We start from the raw sequence: 14,180 nt of genomic DNA, 5'->3' as shown, positions 1-14,180 counted from the left end.
GCGTGCGACCCGACCGGTTTTCTTCTTGTGGGCACATCGCCGGAGAGGTGTTGTCGCGGCACTTCGTCGAGCAGATGTTGAAGACGTGATTGTCGCTGAATGGGGACGAAAGTCCGTGACAGAATGAGTGGGGCTGTCGCATGTCTGGCCGAGGGGCGGGCGGTCGCTGGGTGGGTGATGAGGGCAACGTGCGAAGAGATCGGGGACACCATGAGTCGCACAAGCGCTTATCGGCGTTTGTGTGGGATACTTCGAGCCGGCGTCAGGTGCCTCGTACCAGTACCTGGAGCCGCGCCTTCCGACCGACCCTGTCCGAGGACCTTGCGCCGCCTGAGCTGCGCCGCTGCGAGCCCGGTCTGTGTGGACGAGAGGCAAGGCGTGCGCCCTAGCGGGCGCGTTCAAGACTTTTTCGCTGCTCCCGCTGGGGAGCACAACCGCGCTGGCGCGTCGAGGGTACGACGACGGCGTCGGCCTCGGAGAGTGCAAGCCCCATGGCACGTCGCACCACATCAGAATCAACAGAATCGTACGAGCAGGAGCGCGGTGACGGCGATGCCGTGAGCACCCCGGCTCCGCGCCGCCGCCGCAGGGTCACCGCGGCCGCGGCCGCCCCCGCCCAGGCTCCTGTCGCCGAGCAACCCGCTTCGGTGGGTGTCTCGGATGCCATCACCGTCTCCGGGCCCGAAGAGTCCGGCGCGCAGCAGATCCCGCAGGCCCCGGCTGCTGAGTCGGCCCCGCCGCGTCGTCGCCGGAAGGCCGTCGCGGCCTCCGCCGCCCCCGAGGCGGCTCCTGTCGCTGAGCCCCGTGTCGCCACCGCCGAGGTGGGCGAGTCCGACGAGCCGCGCTCGAAGGATGACGGACCGAGCACCGATGCCACACAGGAGGATGCCGAGGAGCAGATCGAGGCCGACGAGACCGACGGCGAGGAGCCCGACACACGGCAGGAGGAGGACGAGCTCACCGGGGCGGAGTCGGATGAGGGGGACCTCGAGGCCCCCCGCCTTCCCGCCGCCTCACTCCTGTTCCAGGCCCCCGATCCCAGTCGGGCCCGTCGCCGCCGGCGGGTCACCGCGGCGACCGCCGCCCCCGAGGCGGCACCGACCGCCTCGCGTCACCAGGGCGCCAAGGACTGGACGGATGAGGGGGAGGGCGTCGGCGCTCGGGCTGGCGCCGACAGGCTGCAAGAAGATGATGAGGCCGAGTCACCCCGAGCCGACCGAAGCGGTGGCCGCGGCCGCCGTCGCCGGCGAGCGGTCGCCGACACCGGAGCTCCGCAGGAGGCCCGCGAGGACTCCTCGCCCGATGCCGAGAATGCCGAGGTCTCAGAGACCGACGGTGCCGACGGGGCCGACGAGACCCGGGCCGATTCGTCGGAGGACGCCCGCGAGGGCGGGGCTCGCCGCAAGCGCCGCCGTGGCGGACGCGGTCGTCGCTCGCGTTCGCGAGGCGACGACTCGGCGCGCAACGACTCCGACGATGAGTCGCAGGCCGTGGAGGAGGACGGAGCCGATGCGGCGCCCTCGCGCGAGCCCTCCGCCGAGGCCTCCGCTGAGACCGCCACGAGCACTGTGTCCGGATCGCGCCGTCGGCGGCGTCGGTCCCGTACCCGCTCGGACAGTGGCGACCTGCGTGATGAGGTGACCGCCCTCAAGGGGTCCACCCGCTTGGAGGCCAAGCGCCAGCGTCGCCGCGAGGGAAGGGCGGCCGGGCGTCGTCGTCCCATCGTCACCGAGGCCGAGTTCCTGGCTCGTCGCGAGTCCGTGGACCGGCAGATGATCGTGCGCGAGTCCGATGGCCTCAATCAGATCGCCGTCCTGGAGGACGGGCTCCTCGTGGAGCACTACGTCTCCCGGCACACGCAGACCTCCATGGTCGGTAACGTCTACGTCGGTCGGGTTCAGAACGTCCTGCCCTCCATGGAGGCCGCCTTCGTGGACCTGGGTAAGGGGCGCAACGCCGTGCTCTACGCCGGAGAGGTCAACTGGGACGCCGCCGGTCTGGAGGGCAGGCCCCGCCGCATTGAGGACGCCCTCTCCAGCGGTGACACCGTCCTGGTCCAGGTCACCAAGGATCCCATCGGCCACAAGGGTGCGCGCCTCACCAGCCAGATCACCTTGGCGGGCCGTTACCTGGTCCTGGTTCCCGGAGGCACCATGACGGGGATCTCGCGCAAGCTTCCGGACACCGAGCGCAGCCGCCTGAAGAAGATCCTCAAGCGGATCGTGCCCGACTCGGCCGGAGTCATCGTGCGCACCGCCGCGGAGGGGGCCACTCAGGAGCAGCTGACCGCTGACGTCGAGCGGCTTGTGGCCCAGTGGGAGGCCATCGACAAGAAGGCGTCCTCCGTCATGAAGGGCAGTGGCAAGGCCCCAGTCCTGCTCAAGGGGGAGCCGGAGCTCGCCGTGAGAGTCATCCGCGACGTCTTCAACGAGGACTTCCGCAAGCTCATCGTCTCCGGCGACAACACCTGGTCCACGATCTCCCAGTACATCGACGACGTCAGTCCGGATCTGTCCGAGCGCCTCGAGCACTGGATCGGCCCCGAGGACGTCTTCACCGCCCATCGCGTCGACGAGCAGCTCGCCAAGGGCTTCGACCGCAAGGTCTGGCTTCCCAGCGGCGGCACCCTGGTCATCGACCGCACCGAGGCGATGACCGTCATCGACGTCAACACCGGGCGCTTCACCGGTGCGGGAGGCACCCTGGAGGAGACCGTCACCCGCAACAACCTCGAGGCCGCCGAGGAGATCGTCCGCCAGCTGCGCCTGCGTGACATCGGCGGCATGGTCGTCATCGACTTCGTCGACATGGTCCTGGAGTCCAACCGGGACCTCGTCCTGCGCCGGCTCGTGGAGTGCCTGGGACGCGATCGTACGCGCCACCAGGTCACCGAGGTCACCTCGCTCGGCCTGGTCCAGATGACCCGCAAGCGGGTCGGGCAGGGCCTGGTCGAGGCCTTCTCCACCACCTGTGAGCACTGCAAGGGCCGGGGCTTCATCGTTCACGATGAGCCCGTGGAGAACCAGCAGGTCGATATGTCGGCCTCCGCCTCACGCGGTGGCGGGCGCTCGCGTGGACGCAAGAACCGTGAGGAGCAGGCTGCCGCCGGTGGCGGTAAGAAGGAGGCCAAGAAGGACTCCCAGGAGACCAAGGGCTCCAAGAGCGCCAAGTCCGGTCGCGGCAAGGGAACCGTGGAGCGCGACGTCACCGGATCACCCGAGTCCGGGGCCGATGATGAGGCCCGGGCGGCGGTGCGTGGCGCCCTGGCCCAGATCGCGGCCGCTGCCGAGCAGGCGCACAAGGACGCCCAGCTCGAGGGGCAGGACTCCCATGAGCGGCAGGGGGACGCTGAGGGCTCGGCCACGGGCGTGAGCGGCAGTGTCAATGACGTGGTGGAGACTGAGGGACCTGCCAGCGGCCAGGACGCTCAGGTCCCCCCGGTCGAGGACGAGCCGGTCAAGACCCGGTCAAGGAAGACAACTGATAAGAAGTCGTCCAAGAAGGCCGGTGAGAAGAGCGGAGACAAGGCCGATAAGAAGCCTGGGAAGAAGGCCGGTAGGAAGACTGAGAAGAAGGTCGCCAAGAAGTCTGAGGAACCTGCTGAGCGGCAGTCCGGCGAGGCGCCTCAGGGTCCGGCGGATGAGAAGCCCGTGAGGAGAACAAGGAGGCGGGCCACGGCGACGAGCACTGCGCCCTCGCCGGAGAATTCTTCAGACATCCCGGAGGCGTCGGCCTGACGAGGTCTCCGTGCCCAAGAACACAGGGGGTGGGGCGGACCGGAGGTTGGTGCTGGCGACATGATCGCCTAGAGTTATCTGCCGGTGCGTCTTGCGCCATTGCCCAGACAGGGCCCTCCCGGCGAGGCCGATCAAGGTCTCGCAGTGTGTGAGAGCCTTTCGAAGAATCTACAGAGATGAGCATTCAAGTGGTCTACGCGATCGTCAAGGCCGGCGGCCGTCAGGAGAAGGTCTCCGTCGGCGACGTCGTGGTTGTCGACAAGCTTGCTGGTGAGATCGGCGACGAGGTCACCCTCGCCCCCGTCATGCTGGTGGACGGCGACAAGGTGACCACCTCTGCCGCCGATCTGGCCAAGTCCTCCGTCACCGCCGAGATCATCGGCGACGAGAAGGGCCCCAAGATCAACATCCTCAAGTTCAAGAACAAGACCGGCTTCCGCAAGCGCCAGGGCCACCGCGCTCAGCTGACGGCCGTCAAGGTCACCGCCATTAAGTGACCGCCCCGGCGTCAGCCAGTACGCGGGCATCCTGAACGCACACGCTCGAGAAGAAAGAAGCCTTCAACCATGGCACACAAGAAGGGTCTTGGTTCCTCCCGTAACGGTCGCGACTCCAACGCGCAGCGCCTCGGCGTCAAGCGCTTCGGCGGCCAGTTCGTCAAGGCCGGCGAGATCATCGTCCGCCAGCGCGGCACCCACTTCCACCCGGGCCGCAACGTCGGCCGCGGCAACGACGACACCCTGTTCGCCACCGCTGCCGGTAACGTCGAGTTCGGCACCTTCCGCGGTCGCCGGGTCGTCAACGTCGTGCTCCCCGAGGCCTGAGCCCCGAGCACATCACGCGTCGCGAGAGGGCGGACGGCAGCTGCCGTCCGCCCTCTCGCGCTATCCCGGACTCACAGGAGACCCCATGCCCAGCTTCATTGACCGAGTGGTCCTCCACGTGGCCGGCGGCGACGGCGGCAACGGCTGCACCTCCGTGCACCGTGAGAAGTTCAAGCCCCTGGCGGGGCCCGACGGCGGCGACGGTGGTCATGGCGGCGATGTCGTCCTGACCGTTGACCCGCGGGTGACGACCCTGCTGAGCTACCACCGGTCCCCGCACCAGCGGGCCGGCAACGGTACTCCCGGCATGGGGGACTGGCGCCGCGGTACCGACGGCAAGGACCTCGTCCTGCCCGTTCCCGAGGGCACAGTGGTCAAGGACTCACGCGGTCAGGTCATCGCCGACCTCGTGGGGGAGGGCACCCGTATCGTCGTCGCCGAGGGCGGCACCGGTGGGCGCGGCAACTTCTCCCTGGCCTCCTCCAAGCGCAAGGCCCCCGGCTTCCACCTCCTGGGTGAGCCCGGTCAGGCCGAGGACATCACCTTAGAGCTCAAGACCATCGCCGACGTGGCCCTGGTGGGCTACCCCAGCGCCGGGAAGTCCTCCCTCATCGCCGCCATGAGCGCGGCCCGCCCCAAGATCGCCGACTACCCCTTCACGACCCTCGTGCCCAACCTCGGGGTTGTCGAGGCGGGTGATGTGCGCTACACGATCGCCGACGTCCCCGGCCTCATCCCCGGCGCCTCCCAGGGCAAGGGGCTGGGACTGGACTTCCTGCGGCACATCGAGCGCTGCGCCGTCATCGTCCACGTTCTTGACTGCGCCACCCTCGAGCCGGGGCGCGACCCCCTGTCCGATCTGGACACCATCGAGGCCGAGCTCGCCGCCTACTCCGAGCGCCTCGGCGAGCAGGAGGACGATCCCTCCCTCACCGGCCGGGTCCCGCTCATGGATCGCCCCCGCATCGTGGTGCTCAACAAGGTGGACGTCCCCGACGCCGCCGAGCTCGCCGAGTTCGTGCGCGCCGACATTGAGGCCCGCGGGCTGCCCGTTCACATCATCTCTGCGGTTGCGCACACGGGGCTGCGACCCCTGTCCTTCGCCCTGGCCGGCGAGGTCGAGCGGGCCCGCGAGACAGCTCCGGCGGCCCCCCAGCGCGACGGCGATTCCGGTGGAGCCGACGGGACCGGTGAGTCGCGCCCCATCATCCGGCCCGCGGCGGTTGGACGTCGAGAGAAGGAGAGCGTCGCCCAGGTGCGTCTGCTGGCCCATCCCAGTGAGGGGCAGGTCTACCAGGTCCGCGGTCAGCGCCCCGAGCGCTGGGTGCGTCAGACCGACTTCTCCAATGACGAGGCCGTGGGCTACCTCGCCGACCGTCTGGCCGCGGCCGGGGTCGAGGACGAGCTCGTCAAGGCCGGTGCCCACGCCGGTGACTCCGTCCTCATCGGCGAGGTCGACGGGGGAGTGCTCTTCACCTGGGAACCCTCGATGACCACCGGCCCCGAGCTGCTGGGTGCCCGGGGCACCGACCTGCGCCTGGAGAGCAGTCGGCGTCGAACCAACGTGGAACGGCGCAGCCAGTACCACGAGATGATGGATGCCAAGGAGGCCGCGCGCCAGCAGCTGCGTGACGAGGCCGCCGAGGGCCTGTGGACCGATGCCGCCTCCTGGCACGGCGACGACGAGGACTGACAGGAGGGCCCAGTGACTCCAGCAGCGATCGGCACCAGCTCGGTCCACGGGCAGGAACGTCCAGGACGGTTGCCCGAGGGCGCCCGCGTGGTGGTCAAGGTCGGCTCCTCCTCCCTGACGCGCGCCGACGGCGGGCTCGATCTCAACCGCATCGACATCCTCGCCGGTCTCATCGCCGGCATGCGACGGCGTGGTCACGACGTCGTCCTGGTCTCCTCCGGAGCAGTCGCCTCAGGCCTGGTGCCCCTGGGACTGAGCCGGCGCCCCGATGAGCTCAGTCTCCTGCAGGCGGCCGCCTCCGTGGGACAGGGGCGGCTCGCCGCCCGCTGGGAGGCCGCGATGAGCGCCTACGGGCTGGTCACCGCCCAGGTCCTCCTGACCGCCCACGACGTCGCCATCCGCAGCCACTACCGCACGGTGCGCGCCACCTTCGACTCCCTGCTCTCACTGGGAGCCGTCCCCATCATCAACGAGAACGACGCGGTGGCCACCAGCGAGTTCAGCCTCGGCGACAACGACCGCCTGGCCGCCCTCGTGGCCCACCTGGTGACCGCCGACGTCCTCGTGCTGCTCACCGACGTCGACGGCCTGTGGACCGCGCGCCCCGGGACCCCCGGCGCCACGCCCATCCGCCACGTGCGCTCCTCAGCGGACCTGGAGGGGGTCAGCGTCTCCGGGCGCGGCTCCTTCGTGGGAACCGGAGGCATGACCACCAAGCTCCAGGCCGCCACCATCGCCTGCGCCTCGGGCACCACCACTCTCATCGCCCGGGCCGACGACGCCACAGGGCTCCTGGGCCAGGAACAGGTTCCCACGGACCTGGGCACCTGGTTCGAGCCCACCGGGCCCCATCGTCCCAGCCGCAGGCTGTGGATGGCCCACGCCTCCCAGCCCGAAGGACGTGTTCTCATCGATGCCGGAGCTGCCAGGGCCCTGACCGTGGGGAAGAAGTCGCTTCTGCTGCCAGGCCTGACCGGCGTCGACGGCGACTTCGAGTCGGGCTCCGTGGTCGATGTTGTCGGCCCCGACGGTGTCCTGGCCCGGGGGATATGCCGCTACGCCGCCGCCGAACTGCGCGAGGTCCTGGCGGCCCAGGCCGAGGGCACCGCTGCCCCCGATCACGTGGCTCCCGTGATCCACCGCGACGATCTCGCCGAGCTGCCCCGCATCGCCGGAGTCTGAGACACCATCGGCCCCGTCTTCTATGGTGTCCCCATGAACGACGTCGACGCCCACGAGCTCGTCACCGCAACCGCCCGCTCAGCCCGTGCGGCGCAACGAAGCCTGGCCAGGACCCCGCGCGCCGTCAAGGACGCCGCCCTGGAGGCCATGGCCCACAGCCTCACCGAGCACGGCGAAGCGATCCTCGCGGCCAACGCCGCCGACCTGGAGCGCGAACGCCAGGCAGGGATGAAGGCCGGTCTCCTCGACCGCCTGGCCCTGGACTCCGACCGCCTGTCGGCCATCGCCGACTCCCTGCACGAGGTGGCCGCCCTGCCCGACCCCGTGGGCCAGGTCGTTGACGGCTCGGTCATGCCCAACGGGCTGCGAGTGCGCCGGGTACGGGTGCCACTGGGCGTCGTCGGCATGATCTACGAGGCCCGTCCCAACGTCACCGTCGACACCGCCGCCCTTGCCGTCAAGTCCGGCAACGCCATCATCCTGCGCGGGGGCAGTGCCGCCCAGGACTCCAACGCCGCCATCGTCGCGGCCCTGCGCAGCGCCCTGGAGGCGCAGGGACTGCCCGCAGACCTTGTGACGAGCGTCGATGCCGCCGGTCGGGACGGTGCCCGCGCCCTCATGCGCGCCCACGGTCTGGTCGACGCCCTGGTGCCGCGAGGCGGGGCCGGACTCATCCGTACCGTCGTCGAGCAGTCCACCGTGCCTGTCATCGAGACTGGATCGGGAAACTGCCACGTCTACGTCGACGCCAGCGCCGACCTCAAGGCCGCGGTGGACATCATTGTCAACGCCAAGACCCAGCGCGTCGGTGTGTGCAATGCCGCCGAGACGCTCCTGGTCCACGCCGACGTCGCCGCCACCTACCTACCGGCCGCAGCCCGCGCCCTGTGGGACAAGGACACCGTCCTGCACACCGACCCCACCGCCCACCGGATCCTGACCGAGGCGGCGACGGCCGATGGGCGTGTTGCCCTCCTGACCGAGGCCACCGAAGCCGACTGGGACACCGAGTACGGCTCACTGGACCTGGCCGTGCGCGTCGTCGGGAGCCTGGAGGAGGCCATCGACCACATTCGGGCCCACACCACCGGACACACCGAGGCGGTCCTCGCCCAGGACGTGGGCGTCATCAACGACTTCATCGCGGGCATGGACTCGGCGGCCGTCATGGTCAACGCCTCGACCCGATTCACCGATGGCGGACAGCTGGGGCTGGGGGCCGAGCTGGGCATCTCCACTCAGAAGCTTCACGCCCGCGGCCCCATGGGTGTGAGCGAGCTGACGACGACGACCTGGATCGTCGAGGGCGACGGCCACATCCGCCCCTGAGTTCTCGCACCTCCGAGCAACGTTGGGACGCCTTGGAGTTGTGCTGATTCTGAGAAGCGTGCGGATCAGTTCTGTGATTCTCCCGGTGCCGCGCTCCAGTGCTTTGTCATCTCATTCGTGTTACGGTCGACGAAAGTCGGACGGGTGCAGGACAACCGGGGGAGAAGGGGGAGACTGGAGTGGAGAGTCTGCTGCGTCGTTTCGGTCGTGGCCGCGTCGTTGCCACCACGGTCGTCGTTGTGACAGCGGGCCTCCTGCTCGCGGTCACCCGCATGGTGTTCTCCCACCCCGCCGAGTCGGCGAAGGAGCCGGGAATCGTCCTGACGGCAACCCCACAGGTCACGTCATCCCAGTCCTCGACTACGGCGAGGCCGAGCCGGGGTGCCGGCGGTGCCAGCAGTACCCAGCATGAGCCGGGCAGCGCCGAAGCGGGAGCCGCAGACTCATCGGACTCCTCGACGCAGGGCCACGCGCCTCAGGCGGTCGACCCCGACCCGCCTGTCGCCGTCGACCAGGGCAACCGTCAGCCGGCTCCGGCCGCATCGGCTGCTCCGGCCGCACCCGGACGCTCCGATGACTCCCGCACCGAGGTCGACAATGATGACGACGACAGGAAGCCGGCCAGAAACGGTGTGCAAAATGAAGCCGATGACGACGACCGCGACATCGATGACTGAATGGACGACTGACGGGATGGCTGACGCCGCGGTCACCGGCCAGTGCGCGGCGTCGCAGGGGGTGGCGGATCAGGTGAGCCGGTAACCCATGCCGCGTACGGTCTCCACCCGCTGCCTGCCCAGCTTGTTGCGCAGGTAGGAGACGTAGACCTCCACCACGTTGGAACCGGGGTCGAAGTCCAGCCCCCACACCGAGCTCAGGAGCTGCTCGCGGCTGAGGACCTGGCCGGGGTGGCGCATGAAGGCCTCGGCCAGTGCGAACTCCCTGGCGGAGAGCTCCACGGTTCGCCCCTCCAACGTCAGGGTCCGGGTACGCAGATCCAGGACCATGTCGCGGTGGGTCAGCTGCATCTGATCGGGGCCGGTGGTTTCTGGGCGCAGCCGCACCCGAATACGGGCCAGGAGCTCCTCGAAGGAGAAGGGCTTGGGCATGTAGTCGTCGGCGCCGCCCTCCAGACCGGCGACGCGGTCGGCCACTGAGGAGCGCGCCGTGAGCATGATGACCGGCACTCCCACGCCTTGGCCGCGCAGCTGCTGGAGCACCTCGAAGCCATCGATGTCGGGCAGGCCCACATCCAGGATGATGAGGTCGAAGCTCTCCTGGACCGCCAGGGCCACGGCCTGCCTGCCTGCGGCGGTGGTGTGCGTGGTGAAGCCGGCCGCCTTGAGCCCCTTGGTGAGGAACGCGATGATGCGGGGCTCGTCCTCAACGATGAGGATGCTGCTCATGGTGAGTGACTCCTTTGGGAGGCTGTCGGGGGCTGATCAGGGCTTGAGGCCCCGGCAGGTGCGAGGGCACCGCCTCGGGAGGAGGACAGCGGAGTGGAGGTCTTCAGAGGGACCACCATGGTGAACACCGAGCCTCGGCCCACCTCAGAGCGTATGTCCAGTCGTCCGCCGTGTGCTGCGACGATCGTCTCGACGATGCTGAGCCCCAGTCCTGCTCCTGAGGCGAGCTCCTGAGCCCCGGTGGTGCGTTTGAACCGCTGGCGCACCAGGTCGATGTCCTCAGGGGCGATCCCGATGCCCTCGTCTCGCACCCACATCTGCAGGTGGCCGTCGCGAACGGCCGAGCCCAGGGACACGGTGCTGCAGTGCTCGGAGTACTTCACCGCGTTGGCCACCAGCTGGAGCCAGGCCTGGGTGATTCGGGTGGGGTCGATGATGGCCCGGGTGAAGGCCGCCGACTCCATCTTCCAGCGGCGCTCGCCCAGGGCGAGGGACTTGTCGAAGACCAGCTCGGTCAGCTCGGCGACATCAGTGTCCACCGGGGTGACGAAGTCGCTCTGGACACTCTTGGCCAGCAGGATCAAGTCGTTCACGAGCATCCCCATCCGGTCGAGCTCGTCCATGGTCAGCAACTGGGTCTGGCGCACGTCCTCGGGGTCTGAGGGGTCGATGAGCTCGAGGTGACCGCGGACCACGGCGATCGGGGTGCGCAGCTCGTGGCCGACGTCGTCGAGCAGGTTGCGCTGGGCCTCCACCGAGGTCTGGACCCGGTCGAGCATCCGGTTGACGGCCTCGGCCAGGGCCGTCAGGTCGTCTCGGCCCTTGACCGGCACCCGGGTGGTCAGGTCGTCCTCGCCGATGGACTCGGTGGCGCGGCGCAGCTGCTCGATGGGGCGAAGGAGCCGCTCGACGGCGAACCAGGCCAGACCCGTCACCAGGGCGACGGTGAACACGGCCGCCGCCGCGTAGAAGGCCATGGTTCGCCGAAGCTGGGACTCGGCGACCTTGAGGTCGATGACGTGCACGAGCGCCCCGTGCTGGGAGCCGCCCTGCAGCGGGACGATGAGGACTCGGTAGCTCGATGTGGGGGTGCGCACCGTCTCGATGACGGACTCCGAGGCGGCTGCCTGGGAGGTCACCCGTGTGAGCAGCTGCTTGTCCTCCTCGGGGCGGAAGGAGACGTTGTCCGAGGAGACCCAGGCCAGCTCCACGCCGGCACTGGTGCCCACGAAGCCTAGCTCGGCCTCACCGCGCCCTTCGGCCGTGCGCTGGATGTGGGTGCGAAGAACCTCGGAGACGTCCTCCAGGGGCTGACCGCTGGAAGGGTCTCGCCTCTCGGCGGCCAGCTGGCGGATCCGGTCACGGCTGTGCTCGAGCCGGTTGGTGGCCTCGGCCGACACGCTGGAGTGCCCCAGTGCCCACACGATCGCCCCGCACGTGACCAGAGCGATGCCGGCCACCAGCACGATCGCCCACATGACACGGGTGCCGATGGTGACGGTACGAGTGGGCAGCAGTGAGGTCACGTCGCCATTGTGCCCGGATCCACTGGGCTCCGCCCGATGGATCCGGGCACGGGCGGAGCCGGCAGCGGCCCGACTCAGCGTCCTACTCCCGCGTAGGTCCACCCGGCCTCGCGCCAGGCCACCGGGTCCAGGGCATTGCGTCCATCAATGATGACACGCTCGGCGACGCCGGCGGCGGCATCAGCGGGGTCGAGGGCGACGAACTGGTCCCACTCGGTCAGTAGCAGGACGAGCTCGGCTCCCTTGAGCGCGGCTCGGGGGTCGTCCTCCAAGGTGAGGTGAGGGTGGGAGCGGGCCACGACGGGCAGGGCCTGCGGGTCGCAGACAGTGACCTCCGCCCCGAGGTCGGCCAGGCGGGAGGCGACATCCAGAGCGGGGGAGTCACGCACGTCGTCGCTCAGGGGCTTGAAGGCCGCTCCCAGGATGGTGATCGACCTACCGGACAGGTCACCGCCCACGTGGGTACGGGCCAGCTCGACGATCCGGTCGCGCTGCTCACGGTTGATGGAGTCGACCCGGCCCAGCAGGTCGGCCAGGTGCACGGCGCCGTGAAGGTCGGCGCTGGCCTGCAACGCCCGGATGTCCTTGGGAAGGCAGCCTCCGCCGAAACCGACGCCGGCCTGGAGGAAGCGCCGGCCGATGCGCGGGTCATGGCCGATGGCGTCGGCCAGGACGGTGACGTCGGCCCCGGCCGTGTCGCACAGGTGGGCCATGGCGTTGATGAAGCTGATCTTGGTCGCCAGGAAGGAGTTCGCCGCGGTCTTGACCAGCTCGGCGGTGGGGTAGTCGGTGACGATCCGGGGGATGCCCTCCTCCAGCAGGTCCTGGTAGACGGCGTCGAGCGCGGCCTGTGCCTCCAGGGCGTCATTGGGGTCGGCGGGGACCCCGTAGACGATGCGGTCGGGGTGGAGGGTGTCGGCCACGGCGAAGCCCTCGCGCAGGAACTCGGGGTTCCACAGCACCAGGGCGCGACCGGCCAGGCGCTCGGCCACCTGCTGGGCGGTGCCCACCGGAACGGTCGACTTGCCCACCACCAGGCTGCGCCCGCCCTCGGGCAGGGCGCCGTGAAGCATGTCGACCACGCTCCACAGCTGGCTCAGGTCGGCCTCACCGCCGGTGGCGGACTGCGGGGTCCCCACGGCGATGAAGTGGACATCGGCCTCGGCCAGCTCGGCCGGTGTCGGCGCTGAGGTGAAGCGCAGGTCGCCCTGCTGAGCCCCGGTGACCAGCAGCTCGGGCAGTCCCGGCTCATAGAAGGGGGCTCGGCCCTGAGCAAGGGCCTCGACCTGCTCGGGGCGGGTGTCGATCCCCAGGACGTGGTGTCCCAGGTGGGCCATGGCGGCGGCGTGAACGGCACCGAGGTATCCGCAGCCGATGACGGTGAGCTTGAGAGGGGTCATGAGTTGTTCCAATCGTTGGTGAGGTCCAGGGGCATGAAGGGGGAGGCGTGTCCCAGGCAGTGGCGCACCCAGACGGGCAGCCACTGGTGGGCGGCGGGACGGAAGGCGTGGACGAAGACGAGCCGCAGTGCCGAGGAGCGGTAGTAGGTCTCCAGACGGTGCGCCGTCATGGGCAGCGTGCGGGCCAGGTCATCGAGCAGTCCTCGGACCTGGGCGTGAGCCTCAGGGCCGAGCCGGCCGCGAACCGCCATGAGATCCGCGTGGGCCCAGAGATTGCCCAGATCGAGGGACGCCTCGGCCATGGCCGCGGTGTCCAGGTCGAGCAGCGACAGGTCGGTTCCGTCCCACAGGAGCTGGCCGTCGTGGAGGTCGCGGTGGGTGATGACGTGCACCTCGCTGCTCTCCCTCAGCCTCAGGCAGGTATCCACCACCTGCTCATGCAGAGGACCCTGCTGATCGATGACGTCGTAGCGTTGGGCGGAGGCGAACCAACGCCGCAGCACCTCGGTCTCCTGCCGCGGCCCGTGGAGGGGCAGGTCCGCCTCGCCATCGCCCAGGCGCGACCAGGAGTCCGTGAGCCGCTGCCACCCGGGCAGGCCCGCGTCACCGAGCTCGTCGAGGCTGCGGCCGGGCAGCAGCTCGAGGTCGACGACATCGTCTTCGTTGCCCAGGATCCTGGGGGTGCGCAGGCCAGTGACCCGCAGCACCGAGGCAGCGGTCGTGTGGGCCCGCACCAGGGAGGCGGCCTTGTGGGGCCGCACGATCTTGCGGACTCGGGAATCCTCCATCACGACGGCGCGGCGGCCGGCGCGGTGGACGACGAGAGCCCCAGTCAGCTGCGTGGACAGGGCCGGAAGAGCCGGATCGACGGCATAGGGCAGCAGATCGGGGGCGCCCCCCACAGTGACGTGCCCTGCGCGCAGACGGCCCTGGCCGTCGACGCACTCGATGCTCACGCTCGCGGGGCCCGAGTCCCGGCTGCCGGGCCAGGCCCGGCGCAGCCCGGGGATGGCGCGCAGCGTGCTCAGCATGTCCGTCACCTTCGTCTTCTGTGTCATCTCAGTCATTCGTGTCGTACTCATC

Annotated in this window: 11 protein-coding genes; 7 read left to right on the top strand and 4 right to left on the bottom strand. The window is 69.6% G+C overall.

What is annotated here, in order from left to right; all coding sequences use genetic code 11:
- Positions 1–491: 491 nt before the first annotated feature.
- From RIV12_RS01905 to RIV12_RS01875, 7 genes are all read left to right on the top strand, one after another.
- Entirely contained in the window at positions 492–3,737 is a 3,246-nt protein-coding gene (locus RIV12_RS01905) for an Rne/Rng family ribonuclease (protein WP_309321832.1), read from the top strand.
- A gap of 176 nt (positions 3,738–3,913) precedes the next feature.
- Entirely contained in the window at positions 3,914–4,234 is a 321-nt protein-coding gene (rplU, locus tag RIV12_RS01900) for a 50S ribosomal protein L21 (protein ID WP_004565174.1), read from the top strand.
- Between the two features lie 69 nt (positions 4,235–4,303).
- Positions 4,304–4,561, top strand: coding sequence for a 50S ribosomal protein L27 (gene rpmA / locus RIV12_RS01895; RefSeq protein WP_003785909.1), 258 nt, complete (start codon positions 4,304–4,306; stop codon positions 4,559–4,561).
- An 85-nt stretch (positions 4,562–4,646) separates the two neighbouring features.
- Complete coding sequence (gene obgE, locus RIV12_RS01890) at positions 4,647–6,254, top strand: GTPase ObgE (protein ID WP_309321831.1); 1,608 nt, start codon at positions 4,647–4,649, stop codon at positions 6,252–6,254.
- An 87-nt stretch (positions 6,255–6,341) separates the two neighbouring features.
- Positions 6,342–7,436 (top strand): glutamate 5-kinase, encoded by a 1,095-nt coding sequence (proB, locus tag RIV12_RS01885; protein WP_309321971.1) that lies wholly within the window; start codon positions 6,342–6,344, stop codon positions 7,434–7,436.
- 33 nt (positions 7,437–7,469) lie between these two features.
- The gene (locus tag RIV12_RS01880; protein WP_309321829.1) at positions 7,470–8,765 is read left to right on the top strand and encodes a glutamate-5-semialdehyde dehydrogenase; all 1,296 of its coding nucleotides are present in this window, start codon (positions 7,470–7,472) and stop codon (positions 8,763–8,765) included.
- A gap of 179 nt (positions 8,766–8,944) precedes the next feature.
- Complete coding sequence (locus RIV12_RS01875; protein ID WP_309321828.1) at positions 8,945–9,442, top strand: ubiquitin carboxyl-hydrolase; 498 nt, start codon at positions 8,945–8,947, stop codon at positions 9,440–9,442.
- A gap of 69 nt (positions 9,443–9,511) precedes the next feature.
- Here the strand turns inward: RIV12_RS01875 and RIV12_RS01870 are convergent, their stop codons facing one another.
- The 4 genes from RIV12_RS01870 to RIV12_RS01855 form a co-directional block, all read right to left on the bottom strand.
- Positions 9,512–10,171 carry a response regulator transcription factor gene (locus tag RIV12_RS01870; protein WP_309321826.1) on the bottom strand — a complete coding sequence of 220 codons (660 nt, stop codon included), beginning with the start codon at positions 10,169–10,171 and terminating at the stop codon, positions 9,512–9,514.
- Positions 10,168–11,697, bottom strand: a complete 1,530-nt coding sequence (locus RIV12_RS01865) for a sensor histidine kinase (protein ID WP_309321824.1) — start codon at positions 11,695–11,697, stop codon at positions 10,168–10,170. Before RIV12_RS01865 ends, RIV12_RS01870 begins: the two co-directional genes overlap by 4 nt.
- A gap of 74 nt (positions 11,698–11,771) precedes the next feature.
- Positions 11,772–13,097, bottom strand: coding sequence for a UDP-glucose dehydrogenase family protein (locus tag RIV12_RS01860; RefSeq protein ID WP_309321822.1), 1,326 nt, complete (start codon positions 13,095–13,097; stop codon positions 11,772–11,774).
- Positions 13,094–14,155: a phosphotransferase gene (locus tag RIV12_RS01855; RefSeq protein ID WP_309321820.1), complete on the bottom strand. Its 1,062-nt coding sequence runs from the start codon at positions 14,153–14,155 to the stop codon at positions 13,094–13,096. Before RIV12_RS01855 ends, RIV12_RS01860 begins: the two co-directional genes overlap by 4 nt.
- Positions 14,156–14,180 lie beyond the last annotated feature (25 nt).

It is taken from the genome of Actinomyces stomatis (assembly GCF_031292835.1).
In the GTDB taxonomy this organism is placed as follows: Bacteria; Actinomycetota; Actinomycetes; order Actinomycetales; family Actinomycetaceae; genus Actinomyces; species Actinomyces stomatis.
The sequence above is the reverse complement of the archived record's forward strand: the minus strand, read 5'-3'. Positions and strand labels throughout refer to the sequence as shown.